We start from the raw sequence: 20,226 nt of genomic DNA on the forward strand, positions 1-20,226 counted from the left end.
GCAAACCGTAGGCGATGCCCCCGGATCAATCCCGGAGCGAAGGAACCCGAGCCACAGCGAGGGCCGTACGTCAGGGTGCAGCCTTTTTGGTTACTTTTTCGGCGTTTGGAAAAAGTGACCCGCCGTAAGGGCGGAACCCTAAGCAGCCATAACCGCAGCAACGGATCTGCCCCCAATCCCAATCCCAATTGACTCAAATCCCCCGCGCATGGTCTCCTACACAACTTGTTACGGGTGCCCTTCACAGGGTGAAACGGGAAACCGGTGAATCATGTGCTTTACTCTAAAGCCATGTCAGTCCGGTGCTGCCCCCGCAACGGTAAGCGAGCGAAGCGTCAGATCCACTGTGCCCACAGGCATGGGAAGGTGACGCTTGCAGGTCGGCCAGACGCCAACCCCTCGTGAGCCCGGAGACCGGCCCGCAACACACAGTGCGCATCTTGCGTTACTGAACATAACAAACCCGCGGTGGGCGGGCGCTGTTCGAACCTCTGCGTGCCCGGCCGCAGGGGTTTTCATGCGCTCTATTCACCCGCTGACACTCCAGAGGGAAGCGCCATGTCGATCATCAGCAGCACCGGCAGCAATTCGGACAAGATCTCCAGCACCACCACCCTGAGCCAACGCCTGACCGCCGCCGTCTGCGCGTCTATCCTCGGCGCGTGCCTTGTGTATTTCGCCGGTTTCTCGCACATCGAAGCGGTGCACAACGCCGCGCACGATACCCGCCACAGCGCCGCGTTCCCGTGCCACTGAGACCTGACGACATGATCAAGCGTATTGCGCAGACCGCAGGTTTCACCGGCCTTCTGGCCGCCCTGCTCCTGACGTTGCTGCAAAGCTTCTGGGTTTCGCCGCTGATTTTGCAGGCCGAGACCTTCGAGAAAGCCGAACCGATTGCCGAAGTTCACGAACACGCCGCCGGCACCGCCGCCCACACCCACGATGCCGAAGCCTGGGAGCCGGAAGACGGCTGGCAGCGCGTGGTCTCCACCACTGGCGGCAACCTGGTGGTTGCCGTGGGTTTCGCCCTGATGCTGGCGGGCCTGTACACCCTGCGTGCGCCGACCAAGACTTCGCAAGGCCTGCTCTGGGGCCTGGCCGGTTACGCGACCTTCGTGCTCGCCCCGACCATGGGCCTGCCACCTGAGCTGCCGGGCACTGCCGCTGCGGATCTGGCCTCGCGGCAGATGTGGTGGATCGGCACTGCGGCCTCCACCGCTGTCGGCCTGGCCTTGATCGCGTTCAGCCGTAACTGGCTGATGAAGATCCTCGGCGTGGCGATCCTTGCCGTGCCGCACGTGATCGGCGCGCCGCAACCGGAAGTGCATTCGATGCTCGCCCCGGAAGCCCTCGAAGCCCAGTTCAAAATCGCTTCGCAGCTGACCAACGTCGCGTTCTGGCTGGCCCTGGGCCTGATCAGCGCCTGGTTGTTCCGCCGCAAAAGCGAAGGTCAGTACCGCGCATGACCGATGACAGCGCAGCGCCGACCTTCGTGGTCGGCCTGGGCTGCCAGCGCGGCTGCCCGGCCAGCACGCTGCGTGCATTGCTTGATCAGGCGTTGCAGGCCCACCGAATTGATCTTGAGAAGGTCAAGGCGCTGGCCAGCATCGACCTCAAGCGCGATGAACCCGGTTTGCAGGAACTCGCCGCCCAACTGGCGCTGCCGTTGCTGTATTTCAGCAGCGAGGAACTGGCCAGTTATCAGCAACGTTTGAGTCATCATTCACAGATCGCCTTCGAACGCACCGGCTGCTACGGCGTAGCGGAAAGTGCTGCTCTGGCGCTCGCCGAACAGTTGATCAGTGGCCCGGCAAAACTGCTGATTTCCCGGCAAAAGTACGCTCAGGCAACTCTGGCATTGGCCGGCGCGGCGTAAAATCCCGATAATCCCCGCTTTCGATCATGAGCATTCTTCATCTGAAAGGCTTGTGAAGCACCGCCCTGCCCCTTTTCTACAGGATCCAACGATGACCGTTTACTTCATCGGCGCCGGCCCCGGCGACCCGGAATTGATCACTGTCAAAGGCCAGCGGCTGATCCGCAGTTGCTCGGTGATCATCTACGCAGGTTCGCTGGTGCCGACGGCGGTGCTGGAAGGTCATTGCGCTGAAACCCTGGTCAACAGCGCCGAGCTGCACCTGGAACAGATCATCGACCTGATCAAGACCGCCCATGCCAAGGGCCAGGACGTGGCGCGGGTGCATTCGGGGGATCCGAGTCTGTATGGCGCCATTGGCGAGCAGATTCGTTATTTGCGCGAGCTGGATATTCCGTTCGAGATCATTCCCGGCGTGACCGCCACCGCCGCGTGCGCCGCGCTGTTGGGCGCCGAACTGACCCTGCCGGACATCTCGCAAAGCGTGATTCTGACCCGTTATGCCGACAAGACCGCGATGCCTGCCGGCGAAGAGCTCGGCAACCTGGCGCAGCACGGGGCGACCATGGCGATTCATCTGGGGGTCAATCATCTGGAGAAGATCATTGCCGAACTGCTGCCGCATTACGGCACGGATTGCCCGATCGCGGTGATTCACCGGGCGACGTGGCCGGATCAGGACTGGGTGACAGGGACGCTGGAAGATATTGCCGAGAAGGTGGCGGCGAAGGGGTTTCGGCGTACGGCGTTGATTCTGGTTGGGCGGGTGTTGGGTAGCGATCACTTTAGCGAGTCGTCGCTGTATCGCGCGGGGCATGCGCACCTGTACAGACCGTGAATGGGACGCGGAGCGTCCACGGCTGCATTCCCACGCAGAGCGTGGGAACGATCAATTGAATCTCACGCATAAAAAAACGGCGCTCACGGGGCGCCGTTTTTCATGCCGCAGCGAACACCTTAGTAGTAGGCGTTTTCTTTCTGCGTGTGGTCGGTCACGTCGCGAACGCCCTTGAGCTCCGGAATGCGCTCGAGCAAGGTGCGCTCGATGCCTTCCTTCAGGGTCACGTCCGCCTGGCCGCAGCCCTGGCAACCGCCGCCGAACTGCAGCACGGCAATGCCGTCTTCAACCACATCGATCAGGCTGACCTGACCGCCGTGGCTGGCCAGCCCCGGGTTGATTTCGGTTTGCAGGTAGTAGTTGATGCGCTCGTTGATCGGGCTGTCGGCGTTGACCATCGGGACTTTGGCGTTTGGCGCCTTGATGGTCAGCTGGCCGCCCATGCGGTCGGTGGCGTAGTCGACGACGGCATCATCGAGGAACGCTTCGCTGAACGAGTCGATGTAAGCGGTGAAGCTTTTCAGCCCCAGCGCCGTGTCTTCAGGTTTCTCTTCGCCCGGCTTGCAGTAGGCAATGCAGGTTTCGGCGTACTGGGTGCCAGGCTGGGTGATGAAAACGCGGATGCCGATGCCCGGGGTGTTCTGCTTGGAGAGCAGATCGGCCAGGTAATCATGGGCGGCGTCGGTAATGGTAATAGCGGTCATGGAGACTCCTCGCAGGCTTGAGGCGGAGTTTACGCCAATCGGCGCGCGGCACAAAGTCCTAGTATTTACGTAGGAATAGTTCGCAAATCGGCTAGGTGCCAGGTTCACCGTCAATCCGCGCTTTAAGCCATTGATAACTGCGTTTTTCCACCCATTCGTAGCTCAGCCACGAACCGATAGCGATGGCCAGCGCACAGACGACAAACATCAAATACGGGTTGATCCCATAGCGTCGGGCCAGATAACCGCCGGCCGACAACACCAGCACATGCATCAGATACACCGAGTACGAACAGTCGCCCAGCAGCTTGAGCAGCCTGTTGCGCTCGACATGCCGCTCCAGCGCCATACTGGCCATGACCAGCACCGCACTGGGCACGCCCCAGTTCAGCAATCGGGGTTCCGGCGGCAGGTGATAGATCGCCAGCAACGCCGCGCCGATCCCCAATAAGGGCAGCCAAAGCGCCGGCCCGATCCAGCCGCGACGGTAAAGCATGCCGATGCCGATCCCCAGCAGGAACTCATAAACGATGTCCGAGCGATAAAACTCGCTGACCCAGCCAAACCCGGTCCAGGCCTGACACACCGCAAACAGCAGCGCCGCGACCACCAGCAAACGTACTTGCAGCCGGAACAACAGTGCCCAGGCGAACAGCACGTAGAACAGCATTTCGTAATTCAGGGTCCAGCCGACATTCAGAGTCGGATAGATCCCGTAGCCGCCGGGGTTTTCCGTCGGGATAAACAGCAACGACAGCAGCAAATGACTCCAGTCCACCGTCTGATCCGGCAGCAACGGCCGAGCGAACACCACCAGCAACGCCATCAGCACGGTGTAGAGCCAATACGCCGGAACAATCCGAAACAGTCGATACAACAGAAACCGCGCTGGCGGCAGTGCCTTGCCTTCGGTCGACAGGAAAATCACCAGCCCGCTGATCACGAAAAAGATATCGACGCCCACGGCGCCCTTGTCGATGAACAGCTGCCCTATTGGCCCGCGCGCCTCGAAATCGAAGAAAATCTGCATGAAGTGATGGCAGACCACCGCCCACGCGGCGAGCGCTCGCAGGGCCTGCACTGAAATCAACATCGATGGCGCTCCCGATCCCGTACTTCACAGGATTGGGACAACCGCCATCGCTCAAACGATCAAAGATTCTCGTACCGGTTCATGTCCAGCACGCCCTCTTCCACCGGATCGGTTTCGTGGATGTACTGGCTCAGGTCATGGAAATAGAACCAGAACTGCGGATGGCTGCGGCGGATGCCCCAACGTTCGACGATTTTCTCGAACTGCGCCGCGTCCCTTGCACTTTCCATGGCGTCGACAAACGCCGGCACCTGATCCGCCGGGATGTTGAACATGAAATTCGGGTAGCTGCTGAGCACGCCCGGATAAATCGTCAGCGTGTCCAGCCCCGGCTGATAACGCAGGGATTCACCGAGCAGGAACGCCACGTTGCTGTGGGCGCGGTTGCGCAGCAGGCTGTAGACCTCGCGTTTGCCGCTGCGGGTTTCGACCCGCAGCATCGTCGCTTCCGGCAATTGATCGATCACTTTCAGGCCCGCTGCCGGACGCGAGGTCAGGCGACTCAGCGCCTGCTCGGCGTTCTGCAGGGCTGGGTCGATGTTCGGGCGTGAGCAATAGGCATCTTCGCAGCGGTTGATCGGATCCGGACGCGCGTTGAGATCGCCGTAGCGCGCCAGCAATTGCATGGCGAAATCGCGTTTCGGGTCTTTCTCGTCGAGTTTCAGCGCGGTCGGCTTGTCGTCATCGATGGCTTCGTAATCGAGCCACATCTTGAACTGGCCGCTGCTCTGGTACCAATCGTCGAGGTAACCCTCGCGGGAATCGGCAGGCATCAGACGCAGGAAATTCTGCTCGGCGCCGTTGCGGATCAGGTCGAAATACAAGCGCGTTTGCGCCTGATGGGAGACGTTGCCGAACACATCGAAATTCACTGCCAACTGGTAATAGGTGCGCTCCAGCAGAGGGTAGTCGAACAGCCACATTGTCTGTGGCACCTCGCCGATCAGGCCTTTGGTCACTGAGGCGCTGTCGAAGTGGCGGAAGATGCTGAGCAAGGCGTTGTCGTTGCCGGCCCAGAGGGTCGACCAGCTCGGCGCCGGCAGGTCGGCGTAGCTGTCACGGCGCAGGGCTTCGTATTTGTTTCGCTTGTTGCGGTAGTTGTGCCACAGGCTCAGGACACTGCCGACGTCGTCGTTCTGCCCCGGCATCGCCAGCAACGGCGTGGCCTGGCCCCGATAGTTCGGGTCGGTGATGTACAGGTCGTGTTCCGGGGCCTGGAACAGCGCCCAGAAGTTGTCGCGGATCACGTCGGTCGCGATCTGTCCACGGCACACCGGGCCGCGAATGAAGGTGCGCACGAAGTATTCGGCGTTATCGAGCATGAACTGATAACGCGCCTGCGCCGGGATCGCCTCGAAGGTCGCGAACGGGTTGGCCCGGCTCTGCGGCCCGTAGCCCGGCAAGGCATTGACCTGCCAGTTGCCGTTGTAGAACAGGCTTTTGACCCGCGCCATCTTCGCCGCGCTCAGCGGATAGGTGATGTGGGTCTTGTGCACGATCACGCCCTGCACCGGCCACAGGCGGTAATACACCTGAGTGCCCGGATCGTCGTTCGGGCGACGCGTGGCGATCAGATCGATCGGCTGGCCGGTCGGTGTGCGCGAACGCACCCACTGGAAGTAATGCCCCGGCTCGCCGTCCTTGAAATAGAGGTGCGCCAGGAACCAGTGCTCGTACAGCCAGCGCCCGACCAGACTTTCCCGTGCGCCGGGCTGGTTGAGCAGGTTTTCCCACTGGACGATCTGCATCGCTTCCCTGGTGCTCGGCGCCAGACCTTGCTCGTCGATAGGGGCGCCGGATGCCAGCCAGCGTTGCAGCGTCTGGTATTGCTGATCGGTCAGGCCGGTCACCGCCAGCGGCATGCCCTCTTTCGGATGGGCGCCGGCGTAGCCGTCAAACTCGGCAGGCATCGCGCACAGGTTCTCGCGGTTGAGGCCCAGCACGATGTCTTCCGGCAGTTTGGCGTTGGGTGTCAGCGGCGTTTTGTGTCCCAACTCCAGCATGCGTGCCATCAGAGCGGCCTGACTGCCTTGGGCGTCGAGTACCGAATAAAAGTCCTTTTGCTGCCAGGCGCGTTTGCCGAAGGCGTCGTAGAACAGCCGCGTGGTCGGTGCCGCCTGGGTGCGTTCGCCATCGTAGACCGGCATCTTGCTCGCGCCACGGGCCGCGCCTTCGCCGCTGCCCAGGTTCAACTGACAGGCAGAGTCGTAGCACGCATGGCAGGCCACGCACTTCTCGGTGAAGATCGGCTGGATGTCTCGGGTGTAGGAGATAGAAGAAGAAATAGCGGGACTCTGCGCCGCCGCGCCAAAGCTTAAAAACAGCAATGCAATGCTGATGACGCGGTACGACATGTCCCTGATCCTGATCCTGAAGAAAAACGCCGCGATTCTACCGTTATGACGCCCGTACCAACATGAGCGATATTCATGCAAAAGCTCGACATGCTCTAAAACCGCACAGGTTTGTTATGATCCCGGCCCTTCGTCATGGTCTTTTTCGAGTAGTCCCAATGTCCGATCGCAGCGTTCGCCTTCAAGCTCTCAAGCAAGCTCTCAAAGAGCGCATCCTGATTCTCGACGGCGGCATGGGCACGATGATCCAGAGCTACAAGCTCGAAGAGCAGGATTATCGCGGCAAACGCTTCGCCGACTGGCCGAGCGACGTCAAGGGCAACAACGACCTGTTGGTCATCACCCGCCCTGACGTGATCGGCGGTATTGAGAAAGCCTACCTGGATGCCGGCGCCGACATCCTCGAGACCAACACCTTCAACGCCACCCGCATTTCCATGGCCGACTACGGCATGGAAGAACTGGCCTACGAACTCAACGTAGAAGGCGCACGACTGGCGCGCAAGGTCGCTGACGCCAAGACCGCCGAGAACCCGGACAAGCCGCGTTTCGTCGCCGGCGTGCTCGGCCCGACCAGCCGCACCTGCTCGCTGTCGCCGGACGTCAACAACCCGGGCTATCGCAACGTCACCTTCGATGAGCTGGTGGAAAACTACACCGAGGCCACCAAAGGCCTGATCGAGGGCGGCGCCGACCTGATCCTGATCGAAACCATCTTCGACACCCTCAACGCCAAAGCCGCGATCTTCGCCGTGCAAGGCGTGTTCGAAGAACTGGGCTTCGAGTTGCCGATCATGATCTCCGGCACCATCACCGACGCCTCCGGCCGGACCCTGTCGGGCCAGACCACCGAAGCGTTCTGGAACTCCGTGGCCCACGCCAAGCCGATTTCGGTGGGCCTGAACTGCGCCCTCGGCGCCCGCGAACTGCGTCCGTACCTGGAAGAGCTGTCGGACAAGGCCAGCACCCACGTTTCGGCGCACCCGAACGCCGGCCTGCCGAACGAATTCGGCGAGTACGACGAGCTGCCGGTGGACACCGCCAAAGTCATCGAAGAATTCGCCCAGAGCGGTTTCCTCAACATCGTCGGCGGTTGCTGCGGCACCACGCCAGGCCACATCGAAGCCATCGCCAAAGCCGTCGCCGGTTATGCGCCACGGCAGATTCCGGACATTCCCAAGGCCTGCCGCCTGTCGGGTCTGGAACCGTTCACCATTGATCGCAGCTCATTGTTCGTCAACGTCGGCGAGCGGACCAACATCACCGGCTCCGCGAAATTCGCCCGCCTGATCCGTGAAGACAACTACACCGAAGCCCTGGAAGTCGCCCTGCAACAGGTCGAGGCCGGCGCCCAGGTGATCGACATCAACATGGACGAAGGGATGCTCGATTCGAAGAAGGCCATGGTGACCTTCCTCAATCTGATTGCCGGCGAACCGGACATCTCCCGCGTACCGATCATGATCGACTCCTCGAAGTGGGAAGTGATCGAAGCCGGCCTCAAGTGCATTCAGGGCAAGGGCATCGTCAACTCGATCAGCATGAAAGAAGGCGTCGAGCAGTTCATCCACCACGCCAAACTGTGCAAGCGCTACGGCGCCGCCGTGGTGGTGATGGCGTTCGACGAAGTCGGCCAGGCCGATACCGAAGCGCGCAAGAAAGAAATATGCAAACGCTCCTACGACATTCTGGTCAACGAAGTCGGCTTCCCGCCGGAAGACATCATCTTCGACCCAAACATCTTCGCCGTGGCCACCGGCATTGAAGAACACAACAACTACGCTGTGGACTTCATCAACGCCTGTGCCTACATCCGTGACGAACTGCCGTATGCCCTGAGCTCCGGCGGTGTGTCCAACGTGTCGTTCTCGTTCCGTGGCAACAACCCGGTGCGCGAGGCGATTCACTCGGTATTCCTGCTTTACGCGATCCGCGCCGGGCTGACGATGGGCATCGTCAACGCCGGTCAGCTGGAGATCTACGACCAGATCCCGCAGGAACTGCGCGACGCCGTTGAAGACGTGATCCTCAACCGCACGCCGGAAGGCACCGACGCCCTCCTCGCCATCGCCGACAAGTACAAGGGCGACGGCAGCGTCAAGGAAGCCGAGACCGAAGAATGGCGCAGCTGGGACGTCAACAAACGTCTGGAGCATGCGCTGGTCAAGGGCATCACCACCCACATCGTCGAAGATACCGAAGAATCCCGTCAGTCGTTCGCGCGCCCGATCGAAGTGATCGAAGGCCCGCTGATGTCCGGCATGAACATCGTCGGCGATCTGTTCGGCGCCGGCAAAATGTTCCTGCCGCAGGTGGTGAAATCCGCCCGTGTGATGAAACAGGCCGTGGCCCACTTGATCCCGTTCATCGAACTGGAAAAAGGCGACAAGCCGGAAGCCAAGGGCAAGATCCTGATGGCCACCGTGAAAGGCGACGTGCACGACATCGGCAAGAACATCGTCGGCGTGGTGCTGGGTTGCAACGGCTATGACATCGTCGACCTCGGCGTGATGGTCCCGGCCGAGAAAATCCTGCAGGTGGCCAAGGAGCAGAAGTGCGACATCATCGGCCTGTCCGGCCTGATCACTCCGTCGCTGGATGAAATGGTCCACGTGGCCCGCGAGATGCAGCGCCAGGACTTCCACCTGCCGTTGATGATCGGCGGCGCGACCACCTCCAAGGCGCACACGGCGGTGAAGATCGAGCCCAAGTACAGCAACGACGCGGTGGTCTACGTGACCGACGCCTCCCGCGCCGTGGGCGTGGCGACACAGCTGCTGTCCAAGGAACTGAAAGCCGGTTTCGTCCAGAAGACTCGCGAAGAGTACATCGACGTCCGCGAACGCACCGCCAACCGCAGCGCCCGTACCGAACGCCTGAGCTACGCCGCTTCGATCGCAAAAAAACCCCAGTTCGACTGGGCCTCTTACACTCCGGTCAAACCGACCTTCACCGGCACCCGCGTGCTGGACAACATCGACCTCAACGTACTGGCCGAATACATCGACTGGACGCCGTTCTTCATCTCCTGGGATCTGGCCGGCAAGTTCCCGCGCATCCTCGAAGACGAAGTGGTAGGCGAAGCAGCGACCTCGCTGTACAAGGACGCCCGCGAGATGTTGACCAAGCTGATCGACGAGAAGCTGATCAGTGCCCGTGCAGTGTTCGGTTTCTGGCCGGCCAATCAGGTGCACGACGACGATATCGAGCTGTACGGCGATGACGGCAAGCCTATGGCCCGTCTGCATCACCTGCGTCAGCAGATCATCAAGACCGACGGCAAACCGAACTTCTCGCTGGCCGACTTCGTCGCGCCGAAGGACAGTGAAGTGACCGACTATGTCGGTGGTTTCATCACCACCGCTGGCATCGGCGCCGAGGAAGTGGCCAAGGCTTATCAGGACGCTGGCGACGACTACAACTCGATCATGGTCAAGGCCCTGGCCGACCGTCTGGCCGAAGCCTGCGCCGAGTGGCTGCACCAGCAGGTGCGTAAAGAGCACTGGGGCTACGCCAAGGATGAAGTCCTCGACAACGAGGCGCTGATCAAAGAGCAGTATTCCGGCATCCGCCCTGCCCCTGGCTACCCGGCGTGCCCGGACCACACCGAGAAGGCCACGCTGTTCGCCCTGCTCGACCCTGAGGCCCAGGAAATGCGCGCCGGTCGCAGCGGCGTGTTCCTCACCGAGCACTACGCGATGTTCCCGGCAGCAGCGGTCAGCGGCTGGTACTTCGCCCATCCGCAGGCGCAGTATTTTGCCGTGGGCAAAATCGACAAGGATCAGGTGCAGAGCTACACCTCGCGCAAAGGCCAGGAACTGAGCCTGACCGAACGCTGGCTGGCGCCGAACCTCGGCTACGACAACTGATTGACGCAATAAAGCCCCTGTCTCGGATGCACTGAGACAGGGGCTCGACTCCGTGACGCTCAGGTTACCTGACGTCCTCCTCTGGTTCGGACTCGCTGCCGGACCAGTCAACAAACTGATCGAATTCGGTATCGGTAAGCCAAAAATCGAGCGTCTCCCGCTTGATACCCAAAACCTGCTCACCACCCACTCTGTCGAGATGAGCCCTGAGTCGAATCAGACTGTCCGTCATCAAGGAACGCCAGTTGGGCGACATTCGCGTACCCGCCAGCAAAACGTCGTGGTTTCCGTCAAACGCCCTTGGCGGAATCTCTCTTATCGGGTTGTCTTCCAGGTTCAGCGAAAGCAGGCGCTCAGCCTGCAACACACCTTCCGGCCACTCGCGCAAGTCATTGCCATTCAAATGAAGGACTTCCAGTGTTGCGCTAACAGGCCCGTTGAACTGCCTCATATGATTGAAGCTCAACTCCAGCCAGCGCAACGCCGGTAATTGCTCGGCCGTGACTCCATTGAAAACCGTCAGACGGTTGTAGTTCAGCTTCAGCCATTTGAGCCGCGGCATGGGACCCAATGCGTCGACAACAGCCGGGAAATCGTTGAACCGGTTACCGATGAGCCCCAGTTCTTCCAGTCGCTCCATGCCAGCAATGACCGACGGCACTGCACTCAGCTCGTTGAGACCAAGATCCAGCCAGCGTATCCGGGAAAAAGCCTGAAGAAACTCTTGAACGTCTGCTCCGCTCAAACCGAGCCCCCTCAGGCTAAGCCCTTCCACGTGTGCAAACTCTGGAGACAGTCGAGGCAGTGTTCCCAATCTGGAGATATTGGCCAGATCCAGCGTTCGATCGCTACGCGCCGACGCCCCCAGCAGCCCCTTCCTCCAGCACTCCATGATTCTGAGCGAGGCCTCCCGGCGACCCTGTGACGTCGACCAGTGCCCTCCAAAAAGTGTGTTTCCTGATCGACGCGTAAAGATCCAGCCATTGAGCTGGCGTGTCATTGACTCCAATCTCTGATTCCAGTCTTCGATCCGCGCATTGACCTGTTCGACGCTTGCGTCCTGCAATAAACCCTCGGCCACTTCCTCGGCCTTTTCTTCGGTCAGGGATGGATGCACCCTGCGCAAACGCCGGGTAAACGCCGGAACATGATCCGTGAATGGTATTGGCGTGGGTATACGCATCAACCGGCCAGCCACCAGAGTGCCGTTCTCTAGCGGCCGACTGTCCTGCTCGGGCACATCTTCGAGCATGAATTGCGCCAGCGACCCCTGCGGCAGATCCAGCGCCAGTTCGCATCGCTGCTGCGCGACCCGCAACTGCAAGCGTGCGTCATCGGTCAGTGGCGTCCCTGTCAGATTCATGTTCAGCACCCACTCATCGCGGGCCAGGGCCTGCCGTGGAATGTCGGAAATCAACGTATTACTCAGGTCCAGCCATCTCAGGTTGCGCAGATTGTCAGCGCCGAGCGGCCATTCCTGAAGACGCGTCCCCTTCAAATCGAGCAATTCGAGACGCCACATCCCGGTGACATCCAGGCGACTCACGGGATTGTCGGAAAGGTCCAGCTCAAGCAGCCGTGCAGAGCACTCCCGAGGGATCGGGTTGGTGACCAGGTGGTTGCCACTGAGGTCGAGGAATTCAAGTTCGGGAAAATTGCGCAGGAATCCGCGCATCTGTCCGAGGGTGGCGTGGGGCGCTTGAAGTCGCATCACCGTGACATGGGAGAAATCCGCCGAGAAACCGGGCAATGCTTCATCAGTGGCCAGATCCAGGTGGCGCAACGTCGGGTTTTCTTCGGCGAATGGCCGTTTTCGCCAGCACCTTTTGAGGCGGGTCGCGATCCGGTCTTTTTGCGCCCGGTTCGGTCCGGTATTGGCCCAATGGTCCAGGGTTTGTTCAAGCTCAAGCCATTGATGCCTCAGATCCTCCAGCAATTGAAGAATGTGCGCATCGCTTTTGCCTGTCCGAATCATCTTCAGGAGCACGCCGTTGGCCCTGGAAATGCTCAGATCCGGATAAAGGCTGAGCAATCTCACGACCAGCGAAGGATTCAGACCGGAGAGCCCGACCGCTCCTTCGCCGCTCGCGTAGTAGCCCACCAAATGCTCTCTGATCCGCTGCGGTGGCTTGAACTTGAGTGTCCTGCGGCCGTGCAGCGCTAGCATCGTGGCCGTATCGCCGGCATGCTCGGTAGCGTAAGCAGTGATGGCTCGCTGAAGATCGCTTCCGTGGGCGGCCTCCGACAGGCCGATGGCCTTTCGTACGTCTTCGGGCAGCAGGCGCAAGACCGAAGCGTAAAAACCGTTTCCCGAGACCGGCAGCTCATTGAGCGCGACACCATGTTCATTGAAAGCCTGATAGACCGGCCCCTTCTTGACTACGCTGCGGCGCACAGCCGCGCTTTCGTGACCGATGGAATCGATCTGTCTGCCGTCGACACGACCGTCACGGATATCGAGCTGCATATCAGCGGACCAACCCGGCAACTTGCTCAAGGTGTGCAAGGCAAGGCGGCGAGTGTCAGCTGACATCATGTGCTCCATGTGCAGCCCGGCAAGCGCGCGAACCAGTCGACCGCGCCGTGCATACCATCGCGCCTCCTCCAGCATTGCGTCCGGCATACGCCCGGTGCTGTACAAAATCGCCATGTCGTCAGCATTGGCGTGGCGAAGAATCTCTTGCGCCGCGGCGTCGCTGAGTCCGGCGTAAGCGCGCTGCAACCTGTCAATCATGGGATCCGCGATGGCACTTTCCTGGAACAGGCTTTCGAACAGCGTCGGACGATTCGCCCGGGCGTAATCGGCCAGCAGATCCCGAAAAGCCTGAGGTCGCCATACCCGGTCACCCGCCTCCTTGTCACCGAATAACGCGGATATCTCGGACTCATCGAGGGCAGACAGGATTCTGGCGGGTAACTCACCATTGAGCACATGGCTGCGGCTCAGCCGGATCGGCGGTTTATTCGCCATCTCCGCCAATGGATGTTCCGAACCATAGCGGGTGGAAGGCCCGGTAAAGTCTGGGGTGTCATAGACCTTCAAAATGCGCCCGACAGGCCAGCCCGGCAGTTCGATGATCAAGGGCAAGGCGTGTAAATAGCGATGATCGATGTCCAGATCGCCTGCCAATTGCTCGATGACTTGCACAACACCACGATCAGTATCGAACAGTCGCAAGGCATCCATGAGTTCCGGAGGCGGCGAAAGGTTATCCATGTGCATCTTGCGTAACGCGTTGTCGCTGACCCCGCTGATCTCACCGATCGTGAGAAGTTGTTCGTCTGTATACGCTTCAGTGATGTGTCCGATGCGCCGCAACAAGGTCTGCCGACTCCATTTCAGCGGGTTCTCGAGCGTATGGCGCCACGCTCCCGCCGCGTTGTGAGTCAGGACAGGCTGGTACGCATGCGGATTGTCGGGGTACCTGATACACCAGCGCCCCAGCGCCCGGTCATACACCTGCTCATAGGTCTTGCCCTCGATCCGAATGAAGTGTCTGCCCTGTATCTCGTAACGCCCCAGCGCATCGGGCCGGACACCTGGATCGATGCGGACCGTGCTTTCATATCCTCCGAGATCGGACTTTCTCAATCGCGCATGGCCATCAGGACGCGTGACGGGATGCAGATCCTCGATAACCGGGGCAGCATCGACCGGCTTCAGTCGGGTCACCCCCTTCGTCACGCCCCCCATCAACGCGATCAACGCCAGATTGCTCGCAATGTCCACCAGATGCGCCGTGGCAGCATGCCGATCCCCTTCGCTCCACTCGATCACGCCCTCGATGGACTCTTCCAGAAGCTGGCAAGCCATGACCCCCATCATCACTTCGCCCAGCACGGGCACAAGCATCGAAACCGTGTTCAACACGAGCATGCCGCTGTTCAGCAACTTCGCGAACAGTGTCTTGCGAGCATTCGCATCGACATCCTCTACGGGCACGGCGTAACTGCGTGCATCTTCAAGCAGTTGCTCGCGATGACGTTCGAACAGGTAATCCCACAGGTCGATGTTGTCATCCCAGAAACGCAGCCCCTTGAACGGCATGTTGACCGGGGCGAGAAACGGATCCTGGTTGGCAACCTGTCTGATCGCGGGCGCGGGTGGCACCAGATCGACCAGTGTGTTTGGCAAAGGGCTCAGCCCGTTGATCCAGTCGTTGATCCGTGCAAGATAAGACGTGACCCTGCTGCTGAACGAGGCATCCGGTGCATTGTCAGTGAACTGACTGAAGTAGTACGCACGGTCGGCATAGGCTACGAACCTGCTGAAAAATCGTTGATATGGCGTCGGCGTGCCGTCATCGGCCGACGCGCTTTCCCGGGCCGTGAATCGCCGCTTGAGCGCGGCCTCCAGCTGCGAGGTCTTGTATCGTTTAAGGGGGTGATGCGGATCATCGGGAATGTACAGAATCAGTTCTTCAGGGTCCTCGAACCTCTCACTGATTGCGAACCACAGACAACCGGTCAGGCGACGCCTCATCAGGCTCATTTCACAGAACCAGATGCGCCGCCCCCCGAGCAGGGGTTGGCGCTCCCCATGGAGGATTTCCTGGATCGATGCATGATCCGCAGGCTCGATATCTCCTTGCAGCAGTGCTTGCTCGGCAGCCGCATGCAAGGCTGCTCTGCGCGCCGTGGTGAATAGTTCACGCAGTGTTTGATGGGCTGGCTGATTTTCGGAATACAGGTAATGCTTGAGGTATCGCTGATACTGGCCGCCAATGTCCAGCGTGCGGCAGGCGACCATGAATTGCCGGACCGACATCGAAGTGCGCACAGCCTTGAAAGTCCCCGCTGGCAATCGGGCAAGAAATCCCGAGCGCTTGTGAAACGCACCGTTCTCACATTCGGCCGCTTCGAAATTGTGCAGCGCGGCTTGCAGCAATGACATTTTCGACACCTCGAAGGTGCCGATCTCCGTGGACCATATTCCTGCATTGATCGGTTGAATCAGTTGCAAAAACGTATCTTCGACATCCAGTTCGACATTGAAACGATCCTTGAGCATCGCGCACAGCAGGGTTTTGCCAAACACATGGATGCCCTGCATGTCGGCCAGCGCGTGGTCCAATCGCGTCTGGGCGCGAAAGCTCGCCGTAAAACTCTCGTTCAGAACATTGCGTTGTCCAGACGAGGCCTTCCGATACCAGTCCGGCAAAATGGCATTGGCGTTTCTCAACGACGCACGACGATGGGAAGCAGCCTCCGTCAGCCAGTCGGGAATGGATTGTTCGAGCGTTGCTGCGTGAATGCTTCGGGAAACGTGCTGGCGGGAAGGCTTGATGCTGCTCGAATCCGGCTGAAAGGTTTCAGACATGCTCTCGTTCCTTGGAATGAAAGCATCAGAACACCATGCCAGGCGAACCGGACTGCGTTAGATAGTTATCGCGACGGGCGACGATTTGTTGCCATGGATTTCTTCTGGCGTGACCGGCTCCGCACGATTCGCAGGATTGGCTAAGCTCAAGAGGTACACTTTTCAGACGAGGGATTTATGGACGATCCAGTCGACAACAAGCCACCGACCTTCTGGCAGATGCTGCACAGCGTCATGGCGGCGGCGTTCGGGGTGCAGAGCGGCAAGAACCGGGCAAGGGACTTCACCCACGGCAAGCCCAGCCATTTCATCTTTCTGGGCATCGCGTTCACGGCGGTGTTCGCCCTGACGCTGTTCGGCATTGTGCAACTGGTGGTGCATCTGGCGGGCGTCTGACGGCTTAATGCATCAGGGTCTGCAGATTGAACGGGTAGCGATACGACACCGGACGGCCCTTCGCCGAGAGCTTGCGAAAGTGCACGCCGTAGTCCGGCGAGGCGCCCATGGCAAGGATTCGCCGGGCATGATCCCTGTCGATCAGTTGCAGCAACGGAATCTGCCGGTCACGGCCGCCATACTGATTCAGATCGACGCCTTGCGCATGATCATGCAGCTCGACCAATGCCCAGCCACCCAAAGTGAAATGGCCGCCGAGCAATGCGCTCAGGCGCCCGTCGACCACCGCCTGCAACGCTTCGGGCGAAGTGTTGACCGCACTGAACAGCACGTCCTTGCCCGGCACCTTGCCGGCCTCGGACGCGGCACGCATCGCGCCGAAGGCCATTTCATCATTGGCTGCCCATACCAATGAAACGTCGGGATAGCGGACCAGCAACTGCTTCGCCTGCTCGTAAGCCCGTTGCTGGGTCCAGCCGCCATAGACCAATTGCCGCAAACGCACCTGCGGATTCTCCGCCAGCGCTCGCTGCATGCCCTTTTCGCGCAATTGCGCCGATGGCGTGATCTTGAGGCCGGAAAACGCCAGCAGATCGATGCTTTCACCGGGCGCCACGGGCGGATGCAGGCGAATCAGCTCCTTCATCATCAGGTAGCCGCCCTCCTCGTCGTTGGGCACCAGGCTGCCTATCCGATCCGCGGCCTCTGTCACCAGCGCCTGCTGGTTGGGCGTCAGACCCGAGTTGACAATAAAAAGCTTCACCCCGCTGCCATTGGCCATCCGCAGAATCTGCGGTGCCACGTACTGTTCGTTGACGAAAACCAGATAATCCGGGCGCTCAGGCCCCTGCAGGGCCAGTCGCGCCTGCGCCAAGGTCAATTCCGGCTGGCGCTGGGCGTAGAGAATGCGCAGGTCGATGCCCAGGTCCCGGGCGGCAGCCTGCATGAATTGCGAGTAGCTGACCCAGAACGCTTCCTGCGTCGAGCCGGGATTCAGGAACAGCACCGACTCTGCACGCGCGCAGGTACCGAAAACCGCGCCGAACAGCAGCAGGCTGAGTTGGAAAAGCTTGAACATGAATCATCCGGGCCCAAGGAAAAATGGCCGCGCATTATAGCCATTGATCACCTGGCCTTTGGCGCTTGATCCCGCCTTTTGTCCGACAATCGTCGCAAGCGGGGCCCGGACAAGTCGTTTTACTGATGGCTGACCCAGAACACCGCCGTTCCAACGACCAGAATGATCAGGAACAGAATGGCCCATGCATCGACACTGCTATCGCTTTTCCTTGCCTTGGTTGGGTTGCTCATTGCATCGCCTCTTGTCGGTTTTATCGGTGATTGCAGAAAGACTCGACCACAGTTAAGACGATGATTGTCCGCACGACAAATGTGGGTTAGGTGAAAGGAATTCTCGTTAGGCGTTTTGGTTCTTTCCATATACTCAAACATCACTTTTGCGCATAACTGCAAACGGGTATATTGCCCCGGCTCCGTCAGGGAGTGCGCGGCCGTGCGCGCAGAATTGCAGAGGAACCATCGGACTCCAGCAAGCGAAAACGCAGCGTTTTCCGAGTGGCCAAAGCCTGAGAACAGGACTTATATGTACGTATACGACGAGTACGATCAGCGGATCATCGAGGACCGCGTCAAGCAGTTCCGTGATCAGACCCGACGCTATCTGGCAGGTGAGCTGAGCGAAGAAGAATTCCGCCCCCTGCGCCTGCAAAATGGCCTGTACATCCAGCGTTTCGCGCCGATGTTGCGCGTGGCGGTGCCTTACGGCCAGCTGACTTCGCGTCAGACGCGCATGATGGCAAAAATCGCCCGCGACTATGACAAGGGCTACGCCCACATCAGCACGCGGCAGAACGTGCAGTTCAACTGGCCGGCGGTCGAAGACATCCCGGACATCCTCGCGGAACTGGCCACCGTGCAGATGCACGCCATCCAGACCAGCGGCAACTGCCTGCGCAACGTCACCACCGACCAGTTCGCCGGTGTTGCGTTCGATGAGCTAATTGACCCGCGTCCTTGGTGCGAAATCGTTCGTCAGTGGACGACCTTCCACCCGGAATTCGCTTACTTGCCGCGTAAATTCAAGATCGCCGTCAACGGTTCGACCTCCGACCGTGCGGCCATCGAAGTTCACGACATCGGCCTTGAGCCGGTCCATAACGCTGCTGGCGAACTCGGTTTCCGCGTGCTGGTCGGCGGTGGTCTGGGTCGAACCCCGGTGGTCGGCGCGTTCATCAACGAATTCCTGCCATGGCAGGACCTGTTGAGCTACCTCGACGCGATCCTGCGGGTCTACAACCGCTACGGCCGTCGTGACAACAAATACAAGGCGCGGATCAAGATCCTCGTCAAAGCGCTGACTCCAGAAGTCTTCGCCCAGAAAGTCGATGCCGAGATGGAACACCTGCGCGGCGGCCAGACCACGCTGACCGAAGCCGAAGTTCATCGCGTCGCCAAACACTTCGTCGACCCGGACTACAAGGCGCTGAGCAATCAAGACGCCGAACTGGCCGCCCTCGACAAGGAGCATCCGGGCTTCGCCCGCTGGCGTACCCGCAACACCCTGGCGCACAAGAAGCCGGGTTATGTGGCCGTGACCCTGTCCTTGAAGCCGACCGGCGTTGCACCGGGCGACATCACCGACAAGCAGCTCGACGCCGTCGCCGATCTGGCGGACCGCTACAGCTTCGGCCAACTGCGCACCTCGCACGAGCAGAACATCATTCTGGCCGACGTCGAGCAGAGCCAGCTGTTCACCCTGTGGGGCGAACTGCGTGAAGGTGGCTTCGCCACGCCGAACATCGGCCTGCTGACCGACATCATCTGCTGCCCTGGCGGTGATTTCTGCTCCCTGGCCAACGCCAAGTCGATCCCGATCGCCGAATCGATCCAGCGCCGTTTCGACGACCTGGACTATCTGTTCGACATCGGTGAACTGGACCTGAACATCTCCGGCTGCATGAACGCCTGCGGTCACCACCACGTCGGCCACATCGGCATTCTGGGAGTGGACAAGAAAGGTGAAGAGTTCTACCAGGTCTCGCTCGGTGGCAGCGCCAGCCGTGACGCCAGCCTGGGCAAGATCCTCGGCCCGTCTTTCGCTCAGGAAGACATGCCGGACGTGATCTCCAAACTGATCGACGTGTACGTGGAACAACGCACCGAAGACGAGCGTTTCATCGACACCTACCAGCGTATTGGCATCGACCTCTTCAAGGAACGCGTCTATGCAGCGAATCATTAAGAACAACGAGGTCGTCGACGAAACCTGGCACCTGCTGCCCAAGGATTTCAACATCGACGAAATCAGCAACTGTGACGACCTGATCGTCCCGCTGCAGCTGTGGCGTGAACACGCCCGCATGCTCAAGGCCCGCGATGGCGGTCTGGGTGTGTGGCTGGACGCCGATGAAGAAGCCGAAGAAATCGGTGACGACGTGAACGAGTTCCAGGTGATTGCCCTGAACTTCCCGGCGTTCACCGATGGCCGCAATTACTCCAACGCCCGCCTGCTGCGGGACCGCTACGGTTTCAAAGGTGAACTGCGGGCGATTGGCGACGTGCTGCGCGACCAACTGTTCTACATGCGCCGTTGCGGTTTCGATGCCTTCGCCCTGCGCGCGGACAAAGACCCGTACGACGCCCTGGAAAGCCTCAAGGACTTCTCGGTGACCTATCAGGCCGCCACTGACGAACCGCTGCCGCTGTTCCGTCGCCGCTGATCGTACGTCTACCTCGAGCCCGCATTGGCGGGC

At 60.1% G+C, this 20,226-nt stretch carries 13 protein-coding genes and 1 riboswitch; of the genes, 8 read left to right on the top strand and 5 right to left on the bottom strand.

The annotated features are described in order from the left end of the window. Positions 1-215: 215 nt before the first annotated feature. Positions 216-437, top strand: a riboswitch (cobalamin riboswitch). Between the two features lie 121 nt (positions 438-558). The 4 genes from AC07XZ_RS22135 (at position 559) to cobM (ending at position 2,717) form a co-directional block, all read left to right on the top strand. Further along, positions 559-756: a CbtB domain-containing protein gene (locus AC07XZ_RS22135; RefSeq protein ID WP_007959524.1), complete on the top strand. Its 198-nt coding sequence runs from the start codon at positions 559-561 to the stop codon at positions 754-756. An 11-nt stretch (positions 757-767) separates the two neighbouring features. Then, positions 768-1,469, top strand: a complete 702-nt coding sequence (locus AC07XZ_RS22140) for a CbtA family protein (RefSeq protein WP_102687629.1) — start codon at positions 768-770, stop codon at positions 1,467-1,469. Beyond that, the gene (locus AC07XZ_RS22145) at positions 1,466-1,879 is read left to right on the top strand and encodes a cobalamin biosynthesis protein (protein WP_011334491.1); all 414 of its coding nucleotides are present in this window, start codon (positions 1,466-1,468) and stop codon (positions 1,877-1,879) included. Before AC07XZ_RS22140 ends, AC07XZ_RS22145 begins: the two co-directional genes overlap by 4 nt. A 91-nt stretch (positions 1,880-1,970) precedes the next feature. Beyond that, positions 1,971-2,717, top strand: coding sequence for a precorrin-4 C(11)-methyltransferase (gene cobM / locus AC07XZ_RS22150; RefSeq protein WP_102687628.1), 747 nt, complete (start codon positions 1,971-1,973; stop codon positions 2,715-2,717). Between the two features lie 119 nt (positions 2,718-2,836). On the opposite strand, the gene nfuA is transcribed toward cobM, so the two are convergent. The 3 genes from nfuA to AC07XZ_RS22165 form a co-directional block, all read right to left on the bottom strand. Next, positions 2,837-3,421 (bottom strand): Fe-S biogenesis protein NfuA, encoded by a 585-nt coding sequence (nfuA, locus tag AC07XZ_RS22155; RefSeq protein WP_007959519.1) that lies wholly within the window; start codon positions 3,419-3,421, stop codon positions 2,837-2,839. A 91-nt stretch (positions 3,422-3,512) separates the two neighbouring features. Then, positions 3,513-4,514: an acyltransferase family protein gene (locus AC07XZ_RS22160; RefSeq protein ID WP_085745493.1), complete on the bottom strand. Its 1,002-nt coding sequence runs from the start codon at positions 4,512-4,514 to the stop codon at positions 3,513-3,515. Positions 4,515-4,573: 59 nt separating this feature from the next. Next, positions 4,574-6,868 (bottom strand): fatty acid cis/trans isomerase, encoded by a 2,295-nt coding sequence (locus tag AC07XZ_RS22165; protein ID WP_102687627.1) that lies wholly within the window; start codon positions 6,866-6,868, stop codon positions 4,574-4,576. 158 nt (positions 6,869-7,026) lie between these two features. Between AC07XZ_RS22165 and metH the strand changes: the two genes are divergently transcribed. Next, positions 7,027-10,737, top strand: coding sequence for a methionine synthase (gene metH / locus AC07XZ_RS22170; RefSeq protein ID WP_102687626.1), 3,711 nt, complete (start codon positions 7,027-7,029; stop codon positions 10,735-10,737). A 64-nt stretch (positions 10,738-10,801) separates the two neighbouring features. Here metH and AC07XZ_RS22175 read toward each other — a convergent pair whose 3' ends face one another. Next, positions 10,802-16,057 carry a dermonecrotic toxin domain-containing protein gene (locus tag AC07XZ_RS22175; protein WP_102687625.1) on the bottom strand — a complete coding sequence of 1,752 codons (5,256 nt, stop codon included), beginning with the start codon at positions 16,055-16,057 and terminating at the stop codon, positions 10,802-10,804. A 177-nt stretch (positions 16,058-16,234) separates the two neighbouring features. Between AC07XZ_RS22175 and AC07XZ_RS22180 the strand changes: the two genes are divergently transcribed. Then, positions 16,235-16,453: a DUF2970 domain-containing protein gene (locus AC07XZ_RS22180; RefSeq protein WP_007959515.1), complete on the top strand. Its 219-nt coding sequence runs from the start codon at positions 16,235-16,237 to the stop codon at positions 16,451-16,453. Between the two features lie 4 nt (positions 16,454-16,457). Here AC07XZ_RS22180 and AC07XZ_RS22185 read toward each other — a convergent pair whose 3' ends face one another. Continuing rightward, positions 16,458-17,531, bottom strand: a complete 1,074-nt coding sequence (locus tag AC07XZ_RS22185; protein WP_102687624.1) for an ABC transporter substrate-binding protein — start codon at positions 17,529-17,531, stop codon at positions 16,458-16,460. A 525-nt stretch (positions 17,532-18,056) separates the two neighbouring features. Here AC07XZ_RS22185 and AC07XZ_RS22190 point away from each other — a divergent pair. After that, on the top strand, positions 18,057-19,715 hold the full coding sequence (locus AC07XZ_RS22190; RefSeq protein ID WP_085745488.1) for a nitrite/sulfite reductase: 1,659 nt from the start codon (positions 18,057-18,059) through the stop codon (positions 19,713-19,715). After that, the gene (locus tag AC07XZ_RS22195) at positions 19,699-20,193 is read left to right on the top strand and encodes a DUF934 domain-containing protein (protein ID WP_007959510.1); all 495 of its coding nucleotides are present in this window, start codon (positions 19,699-19,701) and stop codon (positions 20,191-20,193) included. The genes AC07XZ_RS22190 and AC07XZ_RS22195 overlap by 17 nt, the downstream gene beginning before the upstream one ends. Positions 20,194-20,226: the final 33 nt, after the last annotated feature.

The organism is Pseudomonas sp. GW458-11-26-14-LB4 (assembly GCF_059423925.1).